The 22,302-nt window shown below is 44.2% G+C and carries 21 protein-coding genes; 14 read left to right on the forward strand and 7 right to left on the reverse strand.

The window, feature by feature from the left end; genetic code table 11:
• Positions 1-2: 2 nt before the first annotated feature.
• The 9 genes from OV592_RS07445 to OV592_RS07485 all read left to right on the forward strand — a co-directional run bounded on the left by OV592_RS07445 (position 3) and on the right by OV592_RS07485 (position 10,106).
• Positions 3-2,222 (forward strand): polysaccharide biosynthesis tyrosine autokinase, encoded by a 2,220-nt coding sequence (locus tag OV592_RS07445; protein WP_338625261.1) that lies wholly within the window; start codon positions 3-5, stop codon positions 2,220-2,222.
• Positions 2,219-3,454 carry a hypothetical protein gene (locus tag OV592_RS07450; RefSeq protein WP_406610943.1) on the forward strand — a complete coding sequence of 412 codons (1,236 nt, stop codon included), beginning with the start codon at positions 2,219-2,221 and terminating at the stop codon, positions 3,452-3,454. Before OV592_RS07445 ends, OV592_RS07450 begins: the two co-directional genes overlap by 4 nt.
• Positions 3,441-4,499, forward strand: a complete 1,059-nt coding sequence (locus tag OV592_RS07455; RefSeq protein ID WP_016402153.1) for a hypothetical protein — start codon at positions 3,441-3,443, stop codon at positions 4,497-4,499. The genes OV592_RS07450 and OV592_RS07455 overlap by 14 nt, the downstream gene beginning before the upstream one ends.
• Entirely contained in the window at positions 4,492-5,706 is a 1,215-nt protein-coding gene (locus OV592_RS07460; protein WP_406610944.1) for a polysaccharide pyruvyl transferase family protein, read from the forward strand. The genes OV592_RS07455 and OV592_RS07460 overlap by 8 nt, the downstream gene beginning before the upstream one ends.
• Positions 5,703-6,770 carry a glycosyltransferase family 4 protein gene (locus OV592_RS07465; RefSeq protein WP_016402151.1) on the forward strand — a complete coding sequence of 356 codons (1,068 nt, stop codon included), beginning with the start codon at positions 5,703-5,705 and terminating at the stop codon, positions 6,768-6,770. Before OV592_RS07460 ends, OV592_RS07465 begins: the two co-directional genes overlap by 4 nt.
• A 32-nt stretch (positions 6,771-6,802) precedes the next feature.
• The gene (locus OV592_RS07470; RefSeq protein WP_338625270.1) at positions 6,803-7,510 is read left to right on the forward strand and encodes a hypothetical protein; all 708 of its coding nucleotides are present in this window, start codon (positions 6,803-6,805) and stop codon (positions 7,508-7,510) included.
• Positions 7,488-7,919 carry a VanZ family protein gene (locus OV592_RS07475; protein WP_406610945.1) on the forward strand — a complete coding sequence of 144 codons (432 nt, stop codon included), beginning with the start codon at positions 7,488-7,490 and terminating at the stop codon, positions 7,917-7,919. The genes OV592_RS07470 and OV592_RS07475 overlap by 23 nt, the downstream gene beginning before the upstream one ends.
• Complete coding sequence (locus OV592_RS07480) at positions 7,909-8,631, forward strand: tyrosine-protein phosphatase (protein WP_406610946.1); 723 nt, start codon at positions 7,909-7,911, stop codon at positions 8,629-8,631. The genes OV592_RS07475 and OV592_RS07480 overlap by 11 nt, the downstream gene beginning before the upstream one ends.
• A gap of 65 nt (positions 8,632-8,696) precedes the next feature.
• Positions 8,697-10,106 carry an O-antigen ligase family protein gene (locus OV592_RS07485; protein ID WP_406610947.1) on the forward strand — a complete coding sequence of 470 codons (1,410 nt, stop codon included), beginning with the start codon at positions 8,697-8,699 and terminating at the stop codon, positions 10,104-10,106.
• Here the strand turns inward: OV592_RS07485 and OV592_RS07490 are convergent.
• Complete coding sequence (locus OV592_RS07490; protein WP_406610948.1) at positions 10,103-11,173, reverse strand: acyltransferase family protein; 1,071 nt, start codon at positions 11,171-11,173, stop codon at positions 10,103-10,105. The two genes, OV592_RS07485 and OV592_RS07490, sit on opposite strands and share 4 nt — an antisense overlap.
• A 78-nt stretch (positions 11,174-11,251) precedes the next feature.
• Positions 11,252-12,616: a heme anaerobic degradation radical SAM methyltransferase ChuW/HutW gene (gene hutW, locus OV592_RS07495; RefSeq protein ID WP_406610949.1), complete on the reverse strand. Its 1,365-nt coding sequence runs from the start codon at positions 12,614-12,616 to the stop codon at positions 11,252-11,254.
• Between the two features lie 227 nt (positions 12,617-12,843).
• On the opposite strand from hutW, the gene ushA reads away from it, so the two are divergent.
• The 3 genes from ushA (at position 12,844) to OV592_RS07510 (ending at position 15,774) form a co-directional block, all read left to right on the forward strand.
• Positions 12,844-14,502: a bifunctional UDP-sugar hydrolase/5'-nucleotidase UshA gene (ushA, locus tag OV592_RS07500; protein WP_406610950.1), complete on the forward strand. Its 1,659-nt coding sequence runs from the start codon at positions 12,844-12,846 to the stop codon at positions 14,500-14,502.
• A gap of 465 nt (positions 14,503-14,967) precedes the next feature.
• Positions 14,968-15,333, forward strand: a complete 366-nt coding sequence (locus tag OV592_RS07505; protein WP_338625286.1) for a cupin domain-containing protein — start codon at positions 14,968-14,970, stop codon at positions 15,331-15,333.
• Positions 15,334-15,390: 57 nt separating this feature from the next.
• Positions 15,391-15,774 carry an ester cyclase gene (locus tag OV592_RS07510; RefSeq protein ID WP_406610951.1) on the forward strand — a complete coding sequence of 128 codons (384 nt, stop codon included), beginning with the start codon at positions 15,391-15,393 and terminating at the stop codon, positions 15,772-15,774.
• Positions 15,775-15,843: 69 nt separating this feature from the next.
• Here the strand turns inward: OV592_RS07510 and OV592_RS07515 are convergent, their stop codons facing one another.
• The 4 genes from OV592_RS07515 to OV592_RS07530 form a co-directional block, all read right to left on the reverse strand.
• Positions 15,844-16,998, reverse strand: a complete 1,155-nt coding sequence (locus OV592_RS07515) for a DUF1624 domain-containing protein (RefSeq protein ID WP_406610952.1) — start codon at positions 16,996-16,998, stop codon at positions 15,844-15,846.
• Between the two features lie 90 nt (positions 16,999-17,088).
• Complete coding sequence (locus tag OV592_RS07520) at positions 17,089-17,412, reverse strand: DUF6153 family protein (RefSeq protein ID WP_406611416.1); 324 nt, start codon at positions 17,410-17,412, stop codon at positions 17,089-17,091.
• Positions 17,413-17,553: 141 nt separating this feature from the next.
• Entirely contained in the window at positions 17,554-17,808 is a 255-nt protein-coding gene (locus tag OV592_RS07525; protein WP_406610953.1) for a hypothetical protein, read from the reverse strand.
• 73 nt (positions 17,809-17,881) lie between these two features.
• Complete coding sequence (locus OV592_RS07530) at positions 17,882-19,789, reverse strand: alkyl/aryl-sulfatase (RefSeq protein ID WP_406610954.1); 1,908 nt, start codon at positions 19,787-19,789, stop codon at positions 17,882-17,884.
• Positions 19,790-19,911: 122 nt separating this feature from the next.
• Between OV592_RS07530 and OV592_RS07535 the strand changes: the two genes are divergently transcribed.
• Both OV592_RS07535 and OV592_RS07540 read left to right on the forward strand, forming a co-directional pair.
• Positions 19,912-20,808, forward strand: a complete 897-nt coding sequence (locus OV592_RS07535) for a LysR family transcriptional regulator (protein ID WP_406610955.1) — start codon at positions 19,912-19,914, stop codon at positions 20,806-20,808.
• 114 nt (positions 20,809-20,922) lie between these two features.
• Entirely contained in the window at positions 20,923-21,189 is a 267-nt protein-coding gene (locus OV592_RS07540) for a hypothetical protein (protein WP_406610956.1), read from the forward strand.
• 91 nt (positions 21,190-21,280) lie between these two features.
• On the opposite strand, the gene OV592_RS07545 is transcribed toward OV592_RS07540, so the two are convergent.
• Positions 21,281-22,291: a 2-hydroxyacid dehydrogenase gene (locus OV592_RS07545; RefSeq protein WP_406610957.1), complete on the reverse strand. Its 1,011-nt coding sequence runs from the start codon at positions 22,289-22,291 to the stop codon at positions 21,281-21,283.
• Positions 22,292-22,302 lie beyond the last annotated feature (11 nt).

A 22,302-nucleotide genomic window follows, 5' to 3' on the forward strand; every position in this document is an offset into this window, starting at 1 on the left:
TAATGACAACAACAGTGAATAATGCAGCTCTAATGCGCAACGGCAATAATGCAGATGATGAGTTCATTAATATCATGCAATATTTGTCGATTTTGAAGTCGCGTTGGCTGATGATTTTGGGTTTTACATTTATCAGTGTTTTGCTGGCCATATTGTTGGTTTTTGCGATTAAGCCAACCTATCAGGCAACCGCAGTATTACTGATTGAAGCTGAGCAGCGTAAAGCGGTGTCGATTGATGATGTGATTGGCATCGACACCTCCAAGCAAGAGTATTACCTCACGCAGTTCGAATTACTTAAATCACGAAGCATTGCTCAACGAGTGATTGATGAATTTCAGCTCTATGACAACCCTGAGTTTAACGGCGCAAACGATGGTAAGGGCTTTAATGCCGCTGGCCTTAAAAGTTTGTTGCGCTCGGTGCCACTTATACAAAGCTTTATGCCTGAAGAAGAGCTTCCAGATTTAGAACAGCAGCAAGAAATTGCGCGCCAGAAAGTAATGAAAACCTTCCAGCGCAATCTACACATTAATCCGGTTAAAAAGACCCAGTTAGTAAATATTAGTTTTGACTCTAGGGATCCTAAACTAGCCGCCAAAATTGCCAACGCGGTAGGGGAGACTTACATCAACTCTAACCGTGAAAGTCGCATTATTGCTAATCAAGAAGCCACCAACTGGTTGGCTGACCGAATCGGTGTGTTACAAGCTGCGGTGATAGAATCACAGAGCCGTTTGAGTGATTTTTTGCAGCGTGAGCAACTAGTAGATGTAAGCGGTATTGACAGTTTAGCTAGCTCAGAGCTGGGCAACTTAAGCCGCCGTTTAGCCGATGCGCAAGATCGCCGCACCGCTTCGGAGTCTATTTACTACTTACTGCAAGATAATAAAAATACCGCTATCTCAGAGCTCTCTTCGGTAACGGCAATCTCTAACCACCCGCAGCTACGTGATGTACGGTTAGCGCAAATTGAAGCAGAGCGATTGGTTTCTGAGCTTAGCAAACGCTATGGCCCTAAACACGACAAGATGATTCGTGCTCAAGCTCAGTTGGCTTCGGTGAAAGAACGCTCCGAAGTGCTGCTTAGAGTGCTCGCTTCCGGTGTTGAAAAGGAGTTGCGTAGTGCTCGTGCTCAAGAAAATGCGATCCGCACCGAGATGGAAAACAAAAAAGCCGAGTTTCAAGATATTGCGCTTAAGCGGGCAACTTATGATGCCTTGAAGCGTGAAGTTGACAGCAACCAAAACCTCTATGATTTGTTTGTTACGCGCCAAAAAGAAACCAATGCTACTAGTGATTTTCAAGCTGCAGTAGCGCGCTTTGCCGACAGGGCTGTTACGCCATTATTTCCCGCTAAACCAAAGAAAGGCATCATCATAGTGCTGGCTGCGGCTTTTGGTTTGGCTGTTGCCATAGTGCTGGCGCTGCTTAGTCAATCACTTAACAATACTATTGAAAGCGCCAGCGGCATTGAAGACAAGCTACGTCTTACTCCGCTTGGGGTTATTCCTTTGGTTAAACGCTCTCGCTTTAACAAAGATAATTTGCCGCTAGAGCAGTTCTTTGATGAGAAACAGCTCAACTTTAGTGAAGCGGTACGCAGTATTCGCACTTCAGTAATGCTGAACATGATGAGCCAACAGCGTAAGCTTTTGTCGGTGACATCATCGGTACCTAATGAAGGCAAAACCACCACCGCCTTAAACTTAGCTATCGCGATGGCTGGTATGGAAAAAACCCTGTTGATTGATGGTGACTTACGTAAACCCTCGATGGGTGAACGCTTTAATCTTAACCGCGCTCACCCGGGCTTAAGTAACTTGTTAGTGATGGATGCAGAGTTAGATGATTGTGTTGTTCATCACGAGCGCTCTGGCCTTGATTTATTGCCCGCGGGAATGCAAACCGCTAATCCTCAAGAGCTATTGGCGGGTTCGAAATTTAAAGCGCTTATCGAAGAACTCAGCGAGCATTACGACAAGATTATTATCGATACCCCGCCAATTGCGGCGGTAAGTGATGCCTTGATTATTGGTCAAATCACCAAATCAAGCATTGTGGTGGTAAATGCTGGGCGCACCAAGGTGAATCAAATTGAACATACCTTGCAGCAGATGATCAATCACAAAGTAGTGGTAGATGGGGTTATCTTGAACCGAGTAAACGCCAAAAACGAAACACGTTATGGTTACTACCGTGAATACGGAGTAAGCGCATGAGTGGGCTAAAGCGCATAGAGTCTTTAGTTAAGCGCTTTGGCAGTATTACCCTGCTGCGAGCTTTTAGTGCGACCGGCTTAATTTTGTTTTCGTCGGTAATCACTTGGCTTTATGGCATGGACAGCTTTGGTCAGGTTTCCTTTGCTATTTCAATTGCTAACTTAATTTTGGTGATTGGCCGTTACGGATCTGAGTATTCATTTTTTGGCCGCTATTTCGACTTATCAAGTCAAGGCGAAACTGATAAAGCGGCGCGAGTGTTGTTTGAAAAATGTCGCTTGTCACTTATTTTAAGTTTAAGCCTAGCCATTGTGGTAGTGCCCTTAAGCTTTAGTCGCATCGAGATAATCGTATTTTGTTTTTTGTATATTGTTGGCTTTGCGATTATTCAAATGGTGTCTTTGTCTCACCGAGTGATCAAAGAGTTTTACCGGTCTTATTTGTTTGAAGCGGGGGTGTTTTTTGTCTTCAGCTCGCTGATTTTCTTTTTGTTGGCCTTGTCGGGCAATACTAACGATGTATTTGTGGTTTTAAGCGCATGTTTACTCGCTTACTTTTGTTTATTTAGCCTGTTCGGTAATAAAAAGCTGCTGCAGGGTTTTAAGCTATCAGATGAAAGCGAAGGCATAAAACTTAGCCAAAGTTTAAAGCAAGACTCTAAGTTTTTAGCTTTTACTTTGAGTGAATACGTGTTGTTTTGGGGCATTATCTTAATCAGTGGTTATACCCTTAGCGAATACGATACCGGCGTTATTGCATGGGGGGGGCGGATCTTCCAGTTGTTTGTATTTATCTTGGCGATTCGCAACAGCGTGCAAGTACCGGAGATTTTAGCCTCAGACGATATCAAACAAAGCTATCTCAAAGTCCGTAAAGACGGCGTGCCCTTAAGCGTGGCTGGCTTGATTGTTTCTTCACTGGCCGTTGTTGGGGTGTATGTTGTTGCAGATTTAGATTCCAACACCTTGGTAATTTGGTCGCTGTTTGCTTTAGCGGCCTGCGTTCGTTTGTATTTTGGTCCGGTTTACCACATCTTTGTAAAATTCTCGGCCGACAAGCAGGTATATACCAACTGTGTGCTAACGGTGTTGGTTTGTGTGCTTTGTTCCGGCCTTGCTTTGTCCTTATCTACTGGTGCTCTTGGTTTAGCAGCGTGTTACCTAGTTACTTGGCTAGTCTCTCTAGTTTATGCCGATAGTCAGTCTTTAGGTGGACACTATGGTCGAGTTTAAACGCACTAAACTCGGTGTTTGCTACCTACTGTTTTGGTCGCTGATGCTGTTATTGCTGATGACCGTTGGTAAAGATTTTTTGCCCTGGAAATGGGGCTACGATGCAATGAAGATAGAAGGCCGCTTTGTTTTTTTTGAACTAGACGGCTCCTTCCTAGCTACCCGTGAATTACTCTATTTTTTAGGACGTGAAAGCGCAGTGCTGAGCACCGCTACCATAGGTTTTTTGTGGCTTCTGGTTATTTCAAAGTATGTAGTAACACTTAAAGATTTACTGGTAGTGAGCTTATTTACCCTGCCTAGTATGCTGCTCAATGTTATTTGGCCAGCCAAAGAAACCATAGTAATGGCGCTTTGTCTGCTGGTGTTTTACTCCACTTATTTTAGCCGTAAAGCCTTTATTTTTAGCGTTGTGGTGCTTTATGTGAGTTACGCCCTGCAAGTTCGCTCCTACTATTTTCTTATTCTAGGGGTATTTCTCGCTGGCTATGTCATGCAGTATTTTAGTGATAAAGGCTTTCCTATGCGCAATAGCCTTAATCGAACAGCATTTAAGCTCGCAAGCTTTAAACCTGCTTGGTATTTTCTTGCCTTTTTTGTTTGCTTAGCCTTTTTGTTACCTGATGCCTTTTATCAAATGTCTCAAGGCCAGCGAGATATTTCCAATAACTACGCCAAGTTAGAGGGGAGTTTTAACGTAACTGCTTTCGACAATTTAGTGGATGTAGCACGTGGCTTGCCCTTTATTATTAATTTTGGCTGGGCCTTGTTGCAGCTGAGCTTGCCGCTGATTTTTGCCCAAGGACTCAATCAACTGTTATTGCTGTTGTTTAGCGTGGGCGTGTTGATGATTTGTGGAAAAATGATTAAGCGTAAACAGGGAGACTTGTTACTTACCTTGTTTTGTTCTCACATGTTTGTACTGCTGCTATTTGAGCCCGATCAGGGAAGTTATTTTAGGCATATTTTATCGGCAGCTATTTATTTACTCCCCGCTTATTCACTTATTTTTGGTAGTTCTCGACAAGGAGTCTTAGATGACTAAAAAGGACACCCATTACCTTATTGCTGCAGTTCCTTATAGTGATAATTTTGGTGATGCATTAATTCATAATTCGCTGGCATGGAAGCTAGAAAATTATGATATCTCCAGTGAGGCCTTAGATATTGCCGGAAGGCATAACTTTGAACGCAGTGCTCAGCAAAATGCAATTAAAGACAAGATCTTGAAGAGCCGTTTCGAATGGGTACGCCAGCTATTTATCCCTCTCAATAGTATGCTGGTGGCGGTTAAAAACTACCGTAATTGGATGAGTAAAGTGAAGGCCGCTGATGTGGTGTTGATGGGCGGCGGTAACCTAATTAGCGATGTTTATCTTAACTTCCCGCTTAAGCTTTATTTTCTATCACTGTTTTGCTACTTCGCTAATACCAACTACGCGGTAGTGTATGTTGGGGTGGCTAAGCGGATGTCTGGGCCAGGGCGCTGGCTGTTCAAGCGACTGTTTGCGGCTAAGCAGTGTTTGTATATTTCGGTACGCGATGCTGCCAGTAAAGACAATATCGCTTACTTGTTTGGCGCGCAGATTGCCGACAAGGTGGTGGTGAGCATAGACCCCGCTGTGAACTTGAACCTTAGTTACAGTGAAGCGCCACACTCAGATCTTAGTAAACAAGCATACGCCGCCATTAACATTGTGAATCCGGTGGTATTAATGGTTAATTCTGACAACGATGTGAGTTTTAACGAGCAAGACTACCAGCAATGGATCAGCCAGTGTGTGGCTAAGGTTAAGGCTGCTGGTTTGTTACCGGTGCTGTATACCAATGGTGCCCAAGAAGACCAGCAATATATGCAAGACATTGCCAGCAGCTTGCCCGATGCAAAGGTAGTAAGCGTAGAGCAAGTCGATGATTTGGTTAAAGTAGTTAGCCAAGCGCAATGTGTATTTGCTACTAGGCTTCATTCGGCAATTAGTGCCTTTTCTTTTTCAGTACCGTTTACCGTAATGAGCTGGGACAGCAAAGTGAGCGCCTTTGTTGAAGCGGTCAAGCTACCCACTTCAATGTTGTTTGATTTTAGCCGCGAAGGCATGCAACAACACAGCGAAACCATTCAATTAGCCGACATGTCCGAGCTGCAGCAACAAGTTGTTCAAGCTCGTCACAAGGTAGTAAACGCTTGGGATGTAGAGTTTAGAGATATGCTGCAACGCTTAGAGCAGTATCAAGCGGAGAGCCAGTTATCATGAAGATATTACATGTAACCGAAACCTTGGTAGGCGGCGTAGAAACTTACTTAAACACCATTATCCCTTACCAAGCAGAGTGCTATGGCACAGACAATATTTTGGTGTTAGCGCCGCAGCAACACGTAGCGGAAGACGCGCCCTTAAAGGCCTATTATCGCTGCTTTGACCGGCCAAGCCGCAGCCTAGGTTCGTGTGCAAGTTTAGCTAAGTTGTTTAAGCAAGCGGTTATCGATTTTGACCCCGATGTGATTCATATCCACAGTACTTTTGCTGGTGTGGTTTGTCGCATACCGGGTCTAATAACTAAACGTAGTCAGCGGAAGGTGGTGTATTGTTCCCATGGTTGGTGCTTTGATGGTTACAGCGGCATTAAAGCTAAGGTGTTCTCACAAATCGAAAAGGTATTGGCCTACCGAGTTAGCTCGGTGATTAATATTTCTCATCATGATTTTGAAAGTGCCCGCCAGCAAAAGATTCCTGAGCATAAAATGGTGGTGTTTGAGAATGCTTTAGATGATTTGGAACAAGACATACAGCGAAGCGAAAACCAAGGCATGTTAAAGCTATTGTTTGTCGGGCGTTTAGACAAACAAAAAGGCGTAGATCTGCTAATAGAAGCCATTCGCCAAGTAGATAGCGAAGTAGAGCTGCATATTGCTGGCGCGAGTGTTGTGTCGAAACAACAGCTTAATGTTTCCGATTGTCGAGTGATTCAACATGGTTGGTGTAGCCAAGAGCAACTTCGTGAGCTGTATGCCAGTGTTGATGCGCTAGTTGTGCCTTCGCGCTGGGAAGGTTTTGGCTTGGTGGTGATAGAAGCGTTCCGCCAAGGTTTGCCGGTTGTTGTTAGTGATGCAGGTGCTTTGCCAAGTCTAGTTGCCGAGGGAAGCACCGGTTACGTGTTTGAAAACAGTAACAGCAATGCACTTGCCAAAGTTATTGGCCAACTCGATAGAACAACGCTTAGCGCAATGTCTCAACAATGTCGTGAAGTATTTGTAAGCCGCTTTGAGGCTAAACGTTTAAATACCCAATTAACCGATCTATATGCAGCGGCCGATTAGCCCATGTATAAATGTGCGGGAGGGCATCATTGATGAGCCAAGTTAAGCATAAGTTGTTTTTATTTGGGCTATTAGGCACCGCTCTATGGGTGGCTGTTGTTGCAGTGCAATATGGTTTAGCCAATGCAAACAGCTATGCGGTTGGCGCTTGGCATCAACGTTGGCAGAAAGATCTTAATCAGCAACTCACACAAACTAATTTAGAGGTAGCCGAACACGTCACTCGTGACATGCTCGCTTGGCAGGCCAATCACCCTCATTATCAGGTATTGGCTGCCAAACAAGTAGAGTGGAGTAACTTTTACAGCTTAGTTATTAGCCCCGATACTGCGAATAAGTCCCTGTTAAAAAAGCAGAACTTGCTTAAAGCTCAGCAGTTCTATTTACGCTCTGCTGAACTTAGGCCAACTTGGCCAAACACCTATGTTGATTTAGCTAAAAATGCCCTTTATCGCCAAGCCAGTAGCCAAGAGGCGATGGCATATTTGGAGCTTGCCGCAAAGGTGGGCGAGAACGCGCCCGTTACTTTATTTGCCTATGTAGAGATTGGTTTAAGCTTGTGGCCCGAGCTAAGTATCGAGCAGCGTACAACGGTGGCTAAAGCCTTACTTAAAATTGAACAGCACACCTTTATGCATAAAGGTTTAAGCCAAGCAATGAAGCAACCGCAGTTTAAACAACGCGCCTGTGCTTTGTATTTGTTAGCCGGGATAGATTATGTCGCTTGTGCCAATACCTAAACAGCGATATTGGCGTATTGCTTGCTGCATCGTTGCGCTGTTGCTATTGCTGGCGAGTAGCTTAAAGAGCCTAGGCAACAATCGTGTGTTTTTTGTTGAGTTAGAAATTTTGTTAGGTGGCGATAGCGTGGTGCACTTTAGTGCTGCATTTATTGTTAGCACCTTGGTAATGATGGCGGTGAGTGACAAGTTGTACCGCTTAAAGCTAGTTAAGTTGCCATTGGTATTTGTAATGTTGTGCGTAGTGTTTGCGGTTGATGAAGGGCTACAACTGTTTTCTGCCCATCGACAGTTTTCCTGGGGCGACTTAGGCTTTAACTATGCAGGGTTAATCTGCGCAGGCGTTCTAGTTTGGCGCTTGCGGCGACCACATGTATGGCAAGTAGCAGGAGAAGAAAATGTTCATTGATTTGCATTGTCATATATTGCCGGGGATTGATGATGGCGCACAGAACCTAAAGCAAGCTATTGCAATGGTAGAGATGGCCATAGCCAGCGGAACCAAAGTGATGGTGGCTACGCCACATATGCACCCAGGAATTTACAACAATAATCCAGCCACCATTGAAGCCGCGTATAACACGCTTAAACATGCTATCACTCAGCGCGAACTAGACATCGAGCTTCGCAGTGCAGCTGAGGTGCATTTATGCCCAGAGGTGATGCTGTGGGCTCAAAAAGGTTTGCTGCCTTTTATCGGTGAGTATAAACATAAGTCTTTGTTGTTACTTGAGTTACCACATGGCAGTGTCCCTCAGGGAACAACCAGTTTAGTGCGCTGGCTACACAACAACAATATTCAAGTCATGATTGCTCATCCAGAGCGTAACCATGGTATTTGGAAGAATCCTTACCAGCTCTCTCAGTTACTCAAATTAGGGTGTTTGTTTCAAGTGACCGCTGGTTCTTTTTTAGGGCACTTTCGCCAACAAGCACAGAACATAGCAGAGAGTTTACTTAAGGCAGATTCGATTCATATTGTGGCTAGTGATGCCCATGACTTGGAAAAACGTCCCCCCGATTTACGTGAAGCCTTTGAACAGATAAGCCTACTAAGCAGCGAGCAGCACGCAAAACGTTTGCTATGGGATAACCCAGCGCAAATGCTAGGCAAACACTAACAAGCAGCAATTTAATCACTAGATTTTTCCGGGCTTTGCCCAGAGATGACAAGGAAGCGCCGACTATGCGAGTATCGACGGGAAGATTAGAAGCGATAATCTTTGCCAGCTTTATCTTTTTACTAGTTTGGTTACCCATCCCTTTAGGCAGTAATCGCCCTTGGGCATGGTCAATAATGGAATTGATCATTGCCTTACAAAGTATTGGCTTGGTGTACTGTTTTAGAGCAAAAATCCCTTGGCAGTATCTGCGTCCTGGCTGGTGGTTATTAGCAGCGTTGGCAATATTTCAATTTTTTACTTTGCTGCAGTTAGTGCCGTTACCTGCCGGTTTACTGGCTTGGCTTGCACCGCAAAATGCTGAGTTGCGCGCCGTTGCCAGTTTATCTGGTGAAGCCGTCAAAGGCTTCGCTCCGCTTTCGTTAGATCCGGAGCAAAGTAAAATTAGCTTATTGAAAGGTGTGAGTTATTTGTTGCTGGCAGTGAATACCTTGCTGCTGGTGAACCGCCCAGAACGTATTCGTGCAGTGTTAATTGCTATTGTGGTAAGTGGTACTTTTCAGGCCTTTTATGGGGCGATGCTGTTATTGACTAATGTTGAGCAAAGCCCTGTGTTTGGCACCGATATTGGCCCAGTGGCGACAGGCTCTTACATCTATAAAAACCACTTTGCTAATTACTTGTTACTCAGCTTGATGATGGGCTTAGCACTGATTGTCGCCGACTTAAAACTAACCGGTGCAGAGACTTGGCAAGCACGTCTCTCCGGCTTGCTAGAAGCTGCCCTAAGCCCCAAAATGCTAGTGCGCATGTGCATGATTATTATGGTTATTGGCTTGGTTATGTCGCGTTCACGCATGGGCAATAGTGCGTTTTTTGCAACTACTGTTATTGGCGGCATATTGGCGTTGTTGCTTTATAAGCAGCGACCAAAAAGCCTTACCATATTAATGGTGAGTATTCTTATTATCGACATGTTGATTGTGAGTTCACTGTTTGGCTTAAGTAAGGTAAGAGAGCGTTTGAGCTCTACGGTATTGGTAGACGAAGGGCGTATTTATATCTTTGATTGGGCGCTGAATATGCTCAAAGATTTCCCGATTTGGGGCAGTGGTGCTGGCAGTTTTTATTCGGTGTTTCAAGCCTATTTACCTCAGCCTATCAGTGCTTTTTTCGACCATACCCATAACGACTATTTGCAGTTCGCAATTGAGTCTGGCTTGCCTGTTACTTTGCTTTTAGGAGCAGCGGTTTTATGGGTAGCCTATCGCTGCTTACGTACCTTGCGAAAACGTAACGACCCCTTAATGAAAGGCACTGCCTTAGGCTGCTTTATGGCCATTACCGCCATGCTAATACACATTAGTGTTGATTTTAACTTGCAAGCGCCCGCTAACGCAGCCACGTTTGTGGTGGTGTTAAGCCTCGCTCTAATTGCCAGCAAAATGCCTAAACAAGGCTATCAAGTGGTTTAGCTAGCGGCTTTATATTGACCGCTGGCTTTATCGCGAATTGACTTGCGTAAGCGCTCAACGGGTAGGTCGATACATTTGATAACCAATAGCGAAAGCACTACCAGTATTAGGCCTACCAGCAGCAAGGCCGCTGAACTGAAGTGTTGTTTAAATTTACTTACTTCGCCTAACAGCAGCACACTTGCGATGATGCTCGCTTGGTAATGAAGTAGGTAAATTGGGTAGGAAAAGTCGCCAACAAACTTATCGAAGCCAGCAGATATTTTGTTATGTAGGCTATGCCCCAAGGCTAAACTCAATACTAGCATCGCACTAATTAGCATATTTGTATAAAACAGTATCTCCGCGGTAATTAAGTGCAAACCTTGATTAATTTGCCATGCGGTAAAACCAGAAATAGTGACCATAACCAGCAGTATTAATGCTGGTTTTTTTAGTATAACTTGCCAGCTAATCGGCACTTTATTTTGCTGTACGACAAAATAGATAACGGCCCCAATGGAAAATGGCAGTGAGCCTGCAGGAATGGAAAAGTAACGGGCATGCCAGTATAGGTCGCCGATGTAGCTAGCAACAACATAAAGCACAGATAAGGCTAACCAAACAAGGCTGCGTTGCAAGGTTTTAGATATGCCCAAGCAAATGGCGCAATAGAAGAATATTTCTACAGTAAGTGCCCATGCCGCTGGAGATAAACGTGGCGTTATAGAGTGGGGTAGCCAACTTGGGTAAACCATGGTGAAGTTACCCAACAAACTAGCGGCATTGCTCGGTATCGCAATGGTTGAAAAGCCCGCTAGAGGAAAGTAGCGATTAAAGGCCAGCAGCAAAAGCAAACTTAACAGGCAAGCAAACCAATACCCCGGATAAAGGCGTAAAAATCGATTAAGGGCAAATCGCTTTTTTCCTGAAGCTTGATAACCGTAACGCTGCTGCATTACATAGGTCATCAAATATCCACTAAGAATGTAGAAGCCAAACACTGCAAAGCGACCGAAGTCGCTAAGCCAAAACAAGTGTCCAAATACTACCATTAACGCCCACAGTGTCCTTACCGTGCCAAACATATTGTTACTCGTAGAAAACTAGAATAATCAGCTTGGCAGCCTAATTGGGTAATAACAAGCTAGTAACAAATTAATAGTTTACTGGCTGTTAGATAAAGGGTACATCTGCAAATACTGGGTCATGGCATTGGCTAAATTCACCGACCAAAATTGCCCCGCCATGGTTAATGCGGCTTGTTGGCCAGTTAAACTGACTAAACCATTTGTTTGCCAAGCTTTAAACAAGGGTTGGCAATGTTCAAAAAGCGTTCTTCCATGGGGAAGTTTATCTGCATCAATCAGCCCCTGATCACAAGCACTGGTGATTGCTGCTTTTAGCTGAGCATTGTTAGCCGGCAAACTTAGCTGCTCAAAAGCCCAGTTATTTTCTGTTATGCCTGCGCGCCAAGTATCTATATCTCGAGTTTGCATTAAGGCGTAACCGTTGATATTGCCACCGGCTCCTGCGCCAATCGGCAAAATTTCGGCTCCCTGTTTGGCTAAGGAGTTATAGCGGCTCTGCTCTTGTTCTCCATTTGCCCAATGGCAATAACTAAGCTGTCGGAAAGCGTTTTGGGCGAAGAACTGATGCCCTTGTTGGTACATTAACGCTTTCTCGCTGGTGCTCAATGGAACGGCTTCACGGCCCGCATCAATATTACGTTGTAAGCCGCTGCCACCAAAGGTAAGCAATTGATATAAATCTACTCCGTGCACGCCTGTATCTAATACATCTTGTAAGTCTTGTTGCCAGTTCTCTGGTGTTTGGTGGGGGAGGCCATAGATAAGGTCTATCGCAATGGTTGCGCGATTACTGGCTGTTAGTTGGCTTAAGCGCTCTACGATGTAGTCTCGCTTATCAAGGCGTTTAGCAGCACGGCGAACTTTGGAGTTAAAGCTTTGTACACCAAAAGAAAAACGATTGAAACCACCGGCAAGTGCTGCCTCAAACTTGTTATCGTCAAAGCGATTTAATCTGCCCTCTAGGGTTACTTCACAGCTGTCGCTTAAGGGAAAATAACGATGAATAAGCTGCCCAAGCTGGTTAAGTTGATCTGGGCTTAAATCAGTGGGTGTTCCACCACCTACATAGACCGCATCAAAGCTTCTCGCTTGTGTCCAAGGATAGCGAGATTTAGCAATCAGCTCTTGTTCCAACAGCGTAAAATAATCATCTATCATTTGTTGATTGCTGGCGTATTGGAAGAAGTTACAAAAGGTGCAACGAACTCGACAAAACGGGATGTGAATGTAAATTGCGCGAGGTAACTGACTCGCTTTGCTTTGGCTTAGTTGCTTGCTTAGCATCTGGTGTGCTTGCTCGCCATTTAAAGACTCACGCTTGCCATGGTTTGCATGAGCGCTAGTTTTTTTGGTGAAGGCAAATTGTAATGGAGAAGGGCTGGCTTGGCCGGTTAATGCTTCGGGCAATTGCTGTGGTGGTGCGAGATCAATGGTAGACATGCTGTACTCAAATAACTATTTAACCTTAATGTAAATCATTATCATTTGCGTTTGTTTGATCTAAGCCAAGTTTGCGTTTATCATCTTTTAAATGTTTGTTATCAACACCTTTGGCTAAGATGCAAAACAAGGCCACTAATTAGGCCTTTTTATGCTGGTTGTTATGCTTGTAAGTGATTGTTATTGAACTATGATTAGCCTACTAACCATCGAATCAAGGAAGAAAGATGAAGCCTTTCATTTATCGCGTATTTATTCCCTCTGTGTTGGCTGGCCTACTCGCAGCCTGTAGCTCTAGCCCTGAGCAAACTTGGCAAGTCGATCAAAGCTATAAAATCACCGTATTACATACTAACGATCATCATGGCCGCTTTTGGCACAACAAATATGGTGAGTATGGCTTAGCAGCGCGGAAGACCTTAATTGATAGTATTCGAGAGGAAGTGGCCGCCCAAGGGGGCAGTGTGTTGTTGTTATCGGGTGGTGACATTAACACCGGCGTGCCTGAGTCAGACTTATTAGACGCCGAGCCAGACTTCAAAGGCATGAATTTGTTGGGTTACGATGCCATGGCGATAGGTAATCACGAGTTTGATAACAGCCTAGAAGTGTTAGCTAAACAGCAACAGTGGGCTAACTTTCCATTCTTATCCGCCAACATTTATTCAAAATCCACTGGAGAACGTAAGTTTCAAGCCTATCAAATGTTTGACTTGCAAGGCGTGAAAGTGGCGGTGATCGGTTTCACCACCGAAGATACCTATAAACTGGTACTGCCAGATACTGTTGCGGATTTAGCCTTTGAAGATCCTAAAGTAGAAGCTAAAAAAGTGATAGCCGAGATTAACCAGCAACACCAACCCGACTTAGTGTTTGCGGTTACTCATATGGGCCACTATGCCAATGCTAAACATGGCGTTAATGCGCCGGGAGATGTAAGTTTAGCGCGGTCACTTAACGAAGGTGAGTTAGATTTAATTGTAGGTGGCCACTCGCAAGAACCGGTGTGTATGGAAGGCCCTAACATGTACACCCAAACCTTTAAGCCAGGTGATGAATGTAAACCCGATCAACAAAATGGCACTTGGATTGTCCAAGCCTATGAATGGGGTAAATATGTAGGGCGCGCCGATTACACGTTTAAAAACGGCGAGTTTACTTTAGACAGCTACAAACTCATCCCAGTTAACTTAAAGAAAAAAATCAAAGTAGACGGTAAAAAGCAGCGGGTGTTTGTGCAAGAGGAAATTGCCCACAATCCCGAAGTACTGGCTTTGTTAACTCCTTACCAAGAACAAGGCCAAGCGCAGCTTAATGTTAAGATTGCTGAACTAAGCGGCCGCTTAGTGGGTGACCGAGACAAAGTACGCTTTGGCCAAACCAATCTAGGCCGATTAATTGCCTCTGCCCATAAAGAACGTGTAAATGCTGATTTTGCAGTAATGAACTCTGGTGGTGTTCGAGCCTCGATTGAGGCAGGTGATATCAGCTATAAAGACGTGCTTACCGTACAGCCTTTTTCTAACACCATTACCTATGTAGATATGAATGGTGCAGAAGTGATGGAGTACTTATCGGTAGTTGCGGCTATGCCTGTGGATACCGGTGCTTACGCGCAATTTGCTGGCATTAGCATGAAAGTAATTAATGGCGAGGTGAGCGATGTAGTGATTGCAGGCAAACCTTTAGATGAAGCCAGCATCTACCGTTTCACTGTTCCAAACTTTAATGCTACTGGCGGTGATGGTTATCCTAAAATCACAGACCATAGTGGCTTTGTGGACACTGGCTTTGTAGATGCCGAAGTGCTTAAGGCTTACTTAGAGCAGCAAAGCCCAGTTAATGCCGCCGATTATGATGATAAAGGTGAGATTAGCTATCAGTAGTTGCACGATATAAAAAAGCCTCTTAAAGAGGCTTTTTTATTGGCTGTATTTGAGGATTAGTAGTTAGGGTCTGTTGATTTTTGGTGTTGAAATTTTGTTCGAGATAAGCGGGCTTTAATCGCGGCGAGCACTTAGAAGCCTAGTGGGCTAAGCAAGAAGGGCTTAACAAAGAGTAAAGTTCGCTTATCCGAACCGTTCGGGCAGCATTTCTTAGCCATTTATTCAGCGTTAGCGAGTGATTATTAAGCCCACTTAACTGCACACTCACTGCCTTGCCTAAATGGCTAATAAATTGCTGCAAAAACCATCAGCAAAGATCTACAGACCCTAGCTACATCCTTGATATACCCTCAATTAAATATTTGGTTTTGGTGGCGGTTATTCACTAAATGTTGATTGCGAAATTGCATTAGCTCGCTATCTTTTAGCTTATGTACATTAAGTACTTAGTTGTTAAGGATGCTAATGAAAACCACCGCGCAATACTGGAATGTATTAGCTACAAACAGTGCTAACCAATGGGAAGAGATAGAGGGCAGTGATGGGCAGTTACATCAGCTTACCCTAGCCATAGATAATAGCACCGGTGATTATACACGCTTAACTCGGTTTAAAGCTGGAGCAAATACCGACGCCTTTGGCGCTAAATCGCATACCTATCCAGAGGAGATCTACATTATCTCTGGCCGTTTGTATGACGCGGCTTTTGACCTGTGGTTAGAAGCAGGGCACTACGCTAGCCGTCCCCCGGGCGAGATGCATGGCCCATTTAAGTGTGAGCAAGAGTGTTTGGTGTTAGAAGTGTCTTATCCAAGCCAAGCGTTAAGCTAATGCTGTCTGGTTTGTTCTACTATTGAGATAACATCACTTGATTGCTTGGGAGAAAATATGGGCAGCCAGTTAAAGCAGAATAAAGCTAACGCCGTGGCATTTTATCAAATGGCTTATTTGGGTGAGCCAGCCAAAGCCGTAGAGATGTTTGTTGGTGACGAATACATTCAACATAACCCCGTGGTCGCAAATGGCAAACAAGGTTTTATTAATTATTTCGACGAAATGCAGCGCGACTATCCCAACAAACAAATTAAGTTTCTACGCTGTATCGCCGAAGGTGACATGGTGGCGTTACATACTCACCAAATTTGGCCGGGAAATGATCAATATGTCACCATGGATTTTTTCCGTTTTGATGAGAATGGTAAAATTGTAGAGCATTGGGACAGCATACAAGAAGTGCCAGAAGGCAGTGCTAATGGCAATAGTATGTTTTAATCAAAAAGGAGCTGCATTGGGGATAAAGCCGACTAAAAGTCGGCTTTATTGTTTATGGGAGCAGAAGAATTAAAAGTACTTTATCCAAGCTTTGTTGCTACTGTGCTTATAGCGCGAGAACGCGCGAGTAGGCAGGTATAACACAGCAGTTAATAACCATACTTGCCAAAGCGCGGCGAAGCCAAACAAACCGTCTACATTGGGACCAATGGTCCACATAACCAACTTATAACCAATGAGTAGCAGGTATAAGTGCAATAGGTAAAAGAACATCGGTGCCGAGCCATAAGTTTTGAGGTAATCGCTAAGCTTGTTTTGCCAGGTATCAAACAAAGCTAGCAAGGCCAAAGCAATACCTACAGTAAGCAGAATAAAGTGCAAAGACGGCGGGTATTTGGTGAAGTTTAAAAACGACATTATGGTTTCAATACCGTTGGTACCTACTTGCCAAGGTAAGGTTTCCCCATAAATGTTAAACCCTCGTAGCAGAACAAGTAGTGATAACGCAGCGGCAGAAAAGCCAAATAGCACTTGTTTGCGTTTTTTCGATTCGACCTTAGCGCTGAATATTGGGCCTAAGGCAAACCCTAGCAAAATAACGCCAATCCAAGGCAATACTGGGTATGAAGCAAAAACACTGAATGCATCGCTGCTGTAAAGCGGGCCTCGGTCATGCAAAATGGTCCATAAACTGTAGCCCCACTCATTAGGTGAAAATTCAATTGCGGTTAGGGCATTGTGTCCAAAGACAATGGTTAAACCGAGTGCCGCAATCCAAAATTGCGGAAGTGCAGATAACAGCGCTAAAGCAATCATGCTAATGCCTATCGCCCAAATAACTTGAAGGTAGAGTGCGTTGTAATTGCCAAACCAAGAGAAGTTAACCAGCGTTACTTCAAGTAGCACCAAAAATAACCCACGCTTTAGCAGAAATTCTGCAGCAGAGCGTGGTGCTTTGTTATTTGGGTTAGCGTAAAGCCAGGCCGAAACTCCGGTTAAAAATACAAATATGGGAGCGCAAAAATGGGCCAAAATACGGGTGAAAAACAACTCTGTGTCGGTATCTTCAATGGTGATGGGATCGGTAATGCGATGCTGATAGTAAAAACGCTCGCGCACATGGTCGAGCAGCATCAGCAGCATGACTAAGCCACGCAGTATGTCGATAGATGCCAGTCTATTTGTTTTAGTCAGCTTAGGGCTTAATGTTTCAGATTTGTTCATTTATCTTTTCTGTTCACTAGCAAACAGCCAAAGCTACATATAGTGAAGTGTAGTTGGCAGTTTGGTTTATTTAAGTATTTGATTGAGGCTCTAGGTTAAAGAGATGGTTGTTTTGTTTAATAATTTGGGCGGGGCGCGAATGGTTTGCTGTTGCTTAAACAAAGAATGAAAAGCACTAAATGGCGGCGCTACATAGGTAGTTGCAGCGGGAACAAAGCTAGTAGTAAAAAGTGTTGTTACAGCGGCTACCGCACATTGATGCAGCAGCGATTGTGATTGGCATTCACCATTTTGGTGTTGCTCTGTATCGGTGCTGGAATAATGCGAATGATGACCAGCTTCGTGTAGCGCTTCTGCGAGCGAGATAAAGCTTGTTGCTTGGCCTAATAATATAGTCCAAATAACAAGCGATATAGAGAATAAACGAAGCTAAGACATTGTTTTTAGATTAAAAAGTTGCAAGTTTTATTTTGGTGGAGCTTTGTACCAGAATGGGTGAGTTTAAGCAATGTGGTGCGCTATTTCCCTCTAAGGGAATAAACTCTTGGTATGGCGCTAAATCTTGGTTTTTGGCACCTTATAACCGGGAAGTGTGCGCAGCTTACCGGCTTGAAACGCAGAGCGTTTGGATTTAGCAGATAGAGCGTTTAAATCAAATGGCTTGGGCTTTTTCCCCTTGGATGCATTTAAAGCTTTTACAACTTCATCGTGATTATGAAGATGAGGTGCTGAAAACAACATATCGTGGCTGCACGCGTAGCTAGTTGTTGGGAGACAAGCCAGTAATACAGTTAGCAAATGCTTTTTCATATTCAGCCCTTATAGGTTCAACTTAAAGGAATAAAGAGCGTCAAAAACGCTCTTTATATGTTCAGCTTAGCGACTAACGCAAAGTGATTTTTGGATTTTCTGCTGGCTTGTCTAGCAAAGCAAAGAACGCTGGAACTGTTGCAGCGTCTCCATCTAGAGTGATGAATCCTTCTTTTACAGCTGTTGCAAAGTCAATCTTGTTGACCAGCAAACCAAGGAATACCGGTTTAGTTAGGTTAACCGTTGCTTTAGCTTCACCACTAAAGTTTTTGTGGAATTGTGCAACCGAGCGGCGAACCTCTAAGGCATGTGCTTCATTGGTATCCGTAAAGTTAAATGCAATAGTAAAGTGCTGGTTTGCACTGCGCTCAGCATTTAGGCTAAAGCGTAGGGCGTTAACCAATTGAGAAGGTTCAAACTCAGCCATTAAGTCAGGTGCTTGTAGATTGATTTTTTTAGAGTAATCAATGGTGCCATCAAGCTCTTTTGCTGAGGTTAAGTACCAGTTTCGCCAGTTGTTGTTGGTTTCGCGGAAGCCTAATTCACGTAAAGCTTTCGCTTTAAGTAAGCGTGGCTGCATATCGTTAAAATCAACACGAATAATGTGAGTAGTAAGCTCTGCACACCATTGGTAATCACCTGTATCGCAGGCCATTGTGGCATAAGTCATCATTTTGCCCTTACCGCCCACCATTTCTACGTAGCGTTTTGAAGCTTCTACGGAATAAGTCGCGTTTAGTGTTGTTGGGTCTCCATCAAACCAGCCCATTTCACCAACAAAAATCTGCTTAGCCGCGTGGCGAATAGAGCCATAGAAATCACCCAGCCATGGGTGGCTTTCTAGGTGCTTAGGTAACTTAATTTCGCGAATAAGATCTTCTTGGGTAGAGCCATTGTTAATCGCTTTAATCGATTGGTCGTAGGTAAACTGGATCGCGTCACGGTATGCAGTTAGGGTGTTATCTACATGTTTAGCACCTACCACAGGGCGACCATGAGATAGCATCATCGCTTCTGCTTGGTACTCACGAAGAACGTCTACACCAGGGAACCAAATACTAGGGTCGCGGTACTTAGTGCCACGAATGGTATGCAAGTTAGGGAAGCTTTCACCTTGGATAACTTCAGAACCAAATAATAAGTTAGCCTCCGGGAAGTAGGCGGTGATTTCATCAGACGCTTCAGAAGGAACGTGTTTGAACTCAACTTTAACTCCTGCAATGTCCATTTCTAATACACCGTTGAGGCCTTCAACCAGCGTATTTGGGGCAATTAAACTGTGCTCGCGAATTTCAAAATCTGGGCCTAAACCACCATTAATACGGCCATCTTCTTCAACACTAAGCAGGGTACCTAAAGAGTAATCAACTCGAAAACCAAGTGCTGGTCCAGTGCCGCCCATAGAGCCTTTAACAACGTTTGTCATAAACGTATCGTGAGCAATAATTAAGGCATCTTCAGCGCCCTCAATGCCGCGCACGCCAGCGTAGTGGTCAGGGTGCCAATGCGAGTACATTACCGCTGCAACAGGCTTGTTATTACCGGTTACTTTGCGAAAATCAGCCATTACATCTCGCATTTTGTCTACTGACTCAACGGGATCAAGAATAATTAGGCCATTATTGCCATCAACGATCATTGGAGAGGTTAAGCCGTAACCGTAAACTTGGAAGTATTTTTCTTTATAAGCAAATACACCCTTGTTCATTTTCTGCGAGTGAGCAGTTAGCTGTGGGTGAACTTTGTCTGACTTCGCATCATAAGCGTCGTTGCCACCGGTAGGAGTCCACTTCATGTCTTGGTTTTCACCATGCCAATAGTGGGTAGCACCCGAGTTCTCACCGAGGTAGTAATCGTGAGAAAGAGTAGGGATGGTAAGGTCTATGCCTTCAAAACGGTGGCTATGGTTGTCGCCAGCTAGCGCTAGATTAGCTAAGCCTGAGGCAAGAAGTACAGATAAAGCAATACTTGTTTTTTTCATATCGAAGCGAGGCCTTGATTACATTAAAATTGCAACTAGGCTACGCCAAAGCATTATCGCTTTGCTGATATGTGATATAAGCTATCTAATATCTGGCAGTTAAAAACTAAGTTTATTAATTTATGAAGCATTCAGATTACAGCTTAATTCCTACTTTTGTGGCAATAGTGGAAGAGCGAAATTACAGTAAAGCTGCAAAACGTTTGGGCATTAGCCAATCGGCGGTAAGTCAAAGTGTGATTCGCTTGCGTGATATTTTTAAAGACAATTTATTTACTCGCGGTAGCCACGGAGTAGAGCCCACACCCTATGCCATGGATATATACCCTGCTTTAGCTAATTCGGTAGAAAGCATTGCTCACATGTTGCCAGAGCAACGCCATTTTAATCCGGCGAATTGCCAACGTCAGTTTACTATTGCTGCTTTAAGTGTATTTAGCTTTACCCTATTTCCGCAGTTATCAAAACGGTTATTTGAGCAAGCTCCTTTGGCCTCGGTAAAGACCGAACCTTTGTTTGGGCAAGATATGGTCAGCCTGTTACGCACTCATCAATGTGATCTGCTGATTGAAGCTGAATCAAATCGCTACCCCAATTTGCGCTCGCAAATTGTGATGCAAGACAAGCTGGTTGTGGTATGTCGAGCCCAACACCCAAGGGTTGGGGCTAACGAGATTAATCTTGAAAAATACTTGCGTGAACAACATGTGATTCACTCCCAACCAGAACAAAAACTTGGTTACTTGGGAGATATGGGGATAGTGGGCCTATCTGAAAGGAGAGTAGCTTGGCAGGCTAGTGGTATTATGGATATGCTGCCGCTAATTGCCCAAAGTGATTGCATGGGGATTTTACCCGAACGTTTAGCCTCGCAGCATTGCCGCCACTTTGGCCTGAAATCTCTTGACGCTGATTTTTTACCTAAGCAAATCGTGGTGAAAATGTATTGGCACCCCTCGCGTACAAATGATCCTGCTCATAGTTGGCTAAGGGAGCAGTGTTTGTTGTCAGGACATTAATAAGAGAATTGAACACCCTTTAATCACTAAATTAACTTATTGATTTAGCTCCTATTTGTAGCTCTTTTTTGTTGCTAAAGTAGCTTTGCTTTTATTTGATAAATAGGGATTTTAATGAAACAAGCAGTACTATTAATCATTAGTATTTTGGCAATGAGCGGATGCAATTCTCAAGCTACGCCTACCAGGCAGGCTTGCATGGGAGCACGTGGTAGCTCCCTTGTAGAAGGTTTAGACGGGCAATGTAAGGCGGGTGACGCTATTGCTACTAAAGAGCCGGCTTACTATTGCGATTTTAACTATGCAGTGGCTTACAACGACTACAACTCGGCCATGTGTATATATAGCGGAAAACGTAAAAGTGAGCGCACGGCAGGTTAAGATCTAGCTATTCCACTCAAAGTCTAAAAAGGCAGCATCTTTATGCTGCCTTTAGTTTATGGTTTGTTTTGGTATTTCACCAAAATCTAGATTAGCTGTTATCTATCACTTCAGCGGTTACTTCATTGCCGTTACGTTGCCCTTGGCTAAATGCGTTGGCGTTTAGCAAGGTGGTGTCGGCAATGCTTTGCAAGGCTTCTTGGGTTAAAAAGGCTTGGTGACCAGTAAAGATAACGTTGTGACAAGCTGACAAGCGGCGGAATACGTCATCTAAAATGACTTCGGCGGATAAATCTTCAAAGAACAATTCTTTCTCATGTTCATACACATCCAAAGCTAAGCCGCCTAATGTCCCATCTTTTAGTGCTTCAATACAGGCCGTGGAATCTACCAGTTTGCCGCGACTCGTGTTGATCAGCAACGTGCCTTTTTTCATCTGGCTAAAGGCCGATTTACCAATTAAGTAAGTATTCTCAGGGGTAAGCGGGCAGTGCAAGGTAATAATGTTTGATTGCGCCAGTAGCTCTGCCATGCTTACGTACTCTATGCCTAGCTCTTTAGCTGCGTCATTTGGGTAAGGGTCAAAAGCAATGACTCGGCAACCAAAACCCTTGAGTATGCGCGCGGTAGCTAAGCCGATTTTCCCGGTGCCTATTACTCCAGCAGTTTTACCAAAAATGTTCATGCCGGTTAAACCTTCTAAAGAGAAGTTGGCATCGCGGGTACGTTGGTAGGCTTTGTGAATACGACGGTTTAAGGTCATCATCAACGCGATGGCATGTTCGGCCACCGCTTCCGGCGAGTAAGCCGGTACGCGTGAAACGGTAATGCCTAGTTGCTCTGCTTTGGCGAGATCAACATTGTTAAAGCCAGCACAGCGCAACAGTATAAGTTGGATCCCGTGTTCGGCTAAGGCTTCCAAAGTTGCAGCAGACAAGTCGTCATTTACAAAGGCGCATACCGCATCAGCGCCATGGGCTAAGCGGGCAGTTTTTGCCGAGAGGGCGGTATCGAAATACTCGATGCTAAAAGCTGAAGATGTATTTTGGGCATCAAAATGTTCGCGGTCGTAGCGCTTAGCGCTGAAAAAACTAATCTTCATAGCGTCTCCTA

The organism is Agarivorans sp. JK6, assembly GCF_045277145.1.
In the GTDB taxonomy this organism is placed as follows: domain Bacteria; phylum Pseudomonadota; class Gammaproteobacteria; order Enterobacterales; family Celerinatantimonadaceae; genus Agarivorans; species Agarivorans albus.

Coding starts and splice junctions, on each gene's coding strand:
- OV592_RS07525 (WP_406610953.1), bottom strand. CDS start 17,808: ATGAAAAAGCATTTGCTAACTGTATTACTGGCTTGTCTCCCAACAACT.
- OV592_RS07545 (WP_406610957.1), bottom strand. CDS start 22,291: ATGAAGATTAGTTTTTTCAGCGCTAAGCGCTACGACCGCGAACATTTT.
- OV592_RS07465 (WP_016402151.1), top strand. CDS start 5,703: ATGAAGATATTACATGTAACCGAAACCTTGGTAGGCGGCGTAGAAACT.
- OV592_RS07530 (WP_406610954.1), bottom strand. CDS start 19,789: ATGAAAAAAACAAGTATTGCTTTATCTGTACTTCTTGCCTCAGGCTTA.
- OV592_RS07505 (WP_338625286.1), top strand. CDS start 14,968: ATGAAAACCACCGCGCAATACTGGAATGTATTAGCTACAAACAGTGCT.
- OV592_RS07445 (WP_338625261.1), top strand. CDS start 3: ATGACAACAACAGTGAATAATGCAGCTCTAATGCGCAACGGCAATAAT.
- OV592_RS07475 (WP_406610945.1), top strand. CDS start 7,488: ATGTCGCTTGTGCCAATACCTAAACAGCGATATTGGCGTATTGCTTGC.
- ushA (WP_406610950.1), top strand. CDS start 12,844: ATGAAGCCTTTCATTTATCGCGTATTTATTCCCTCTGTGTTGGCTGGC.
- OV592_RS07540 (WP_406610956.1), top strand. CDS start 20,923: ATGAAACAAGCAGTACTATTAATCATTAGTATTTTGGCAATGAGCGGA.
- OV592_RS07515 (WP_406610952.1), bottom strand. CDS start 16,998: ATGAACAAATCTGAAACATTAAGCCCTAAGCTGACTAAAACAAATAGA.
- OV592_RS07470 (WP_338625270.1), top strand. CDS start 6,803: ATGAGCCAAGTTAAGCATAAGTTGTTTTTATTTGGGCTATTAGGCACC.
- hutW (WP_406610949.1), bottom strand. CDS start 12,616: ATGTCTACCATTGATCTCGCACCACCACAGCAATTGCCCGAAGCATTA.
- OV592_RS07510 (WP_406610951.1), top strand. CDS start 15,391: ATGGGCAGCCAGTTAAAGCAGAATAAAGCTAACGCCGTGGCATTTTAT.
- OV592_RS07535 (WP_406610955.1), top strand. CDS start 19,912: ATGAAGCATTCAGATTACAGCTTAATTCCTACTTTTGTGGCAATAGTG.
- OV592_RS07480 (WP_406610946.1), top strand. CDS start 7,909: ATGTTCATTGATTTGCATTGTCATATATTGCCGGGGATTGATGATGGC.
- OV592_RS07450 (WP_406610943.1), top strand. CDS start 2,219: ATGAGTGGGCTAAAGCGCATAGAGTCTTTAGTTAAGCGCTTTGGCAGT.
- OV592_RS07455 (WP_016402153.1), top strand. CDS start 3,441: ATGGTCGAGTTTAAACGCACTAAACTCGGTGTTTGCTACCTACTGTTT.
- OV592_RS07460 (WP_406610944.1), top strand. CDS start 4,492: ATGACTAAAAAGGACACCCATTACCTTATTGCTGCAGTTCCTTATAGT.
- OV592_RS07490 (WP_406610948.1), bottom strand. CDS start 11,173: ATGTTTGGCACGGTAAGGACACTGTGGGCGTTAATGGTAGTATTTGGA.
- OV592_RS07485 (WP_406610947.1), top strand. CDS start 8,697: ATGCGAGTATCGACGGGAAGATTAGAAGCGATAATCTTTGCCAGCTTT.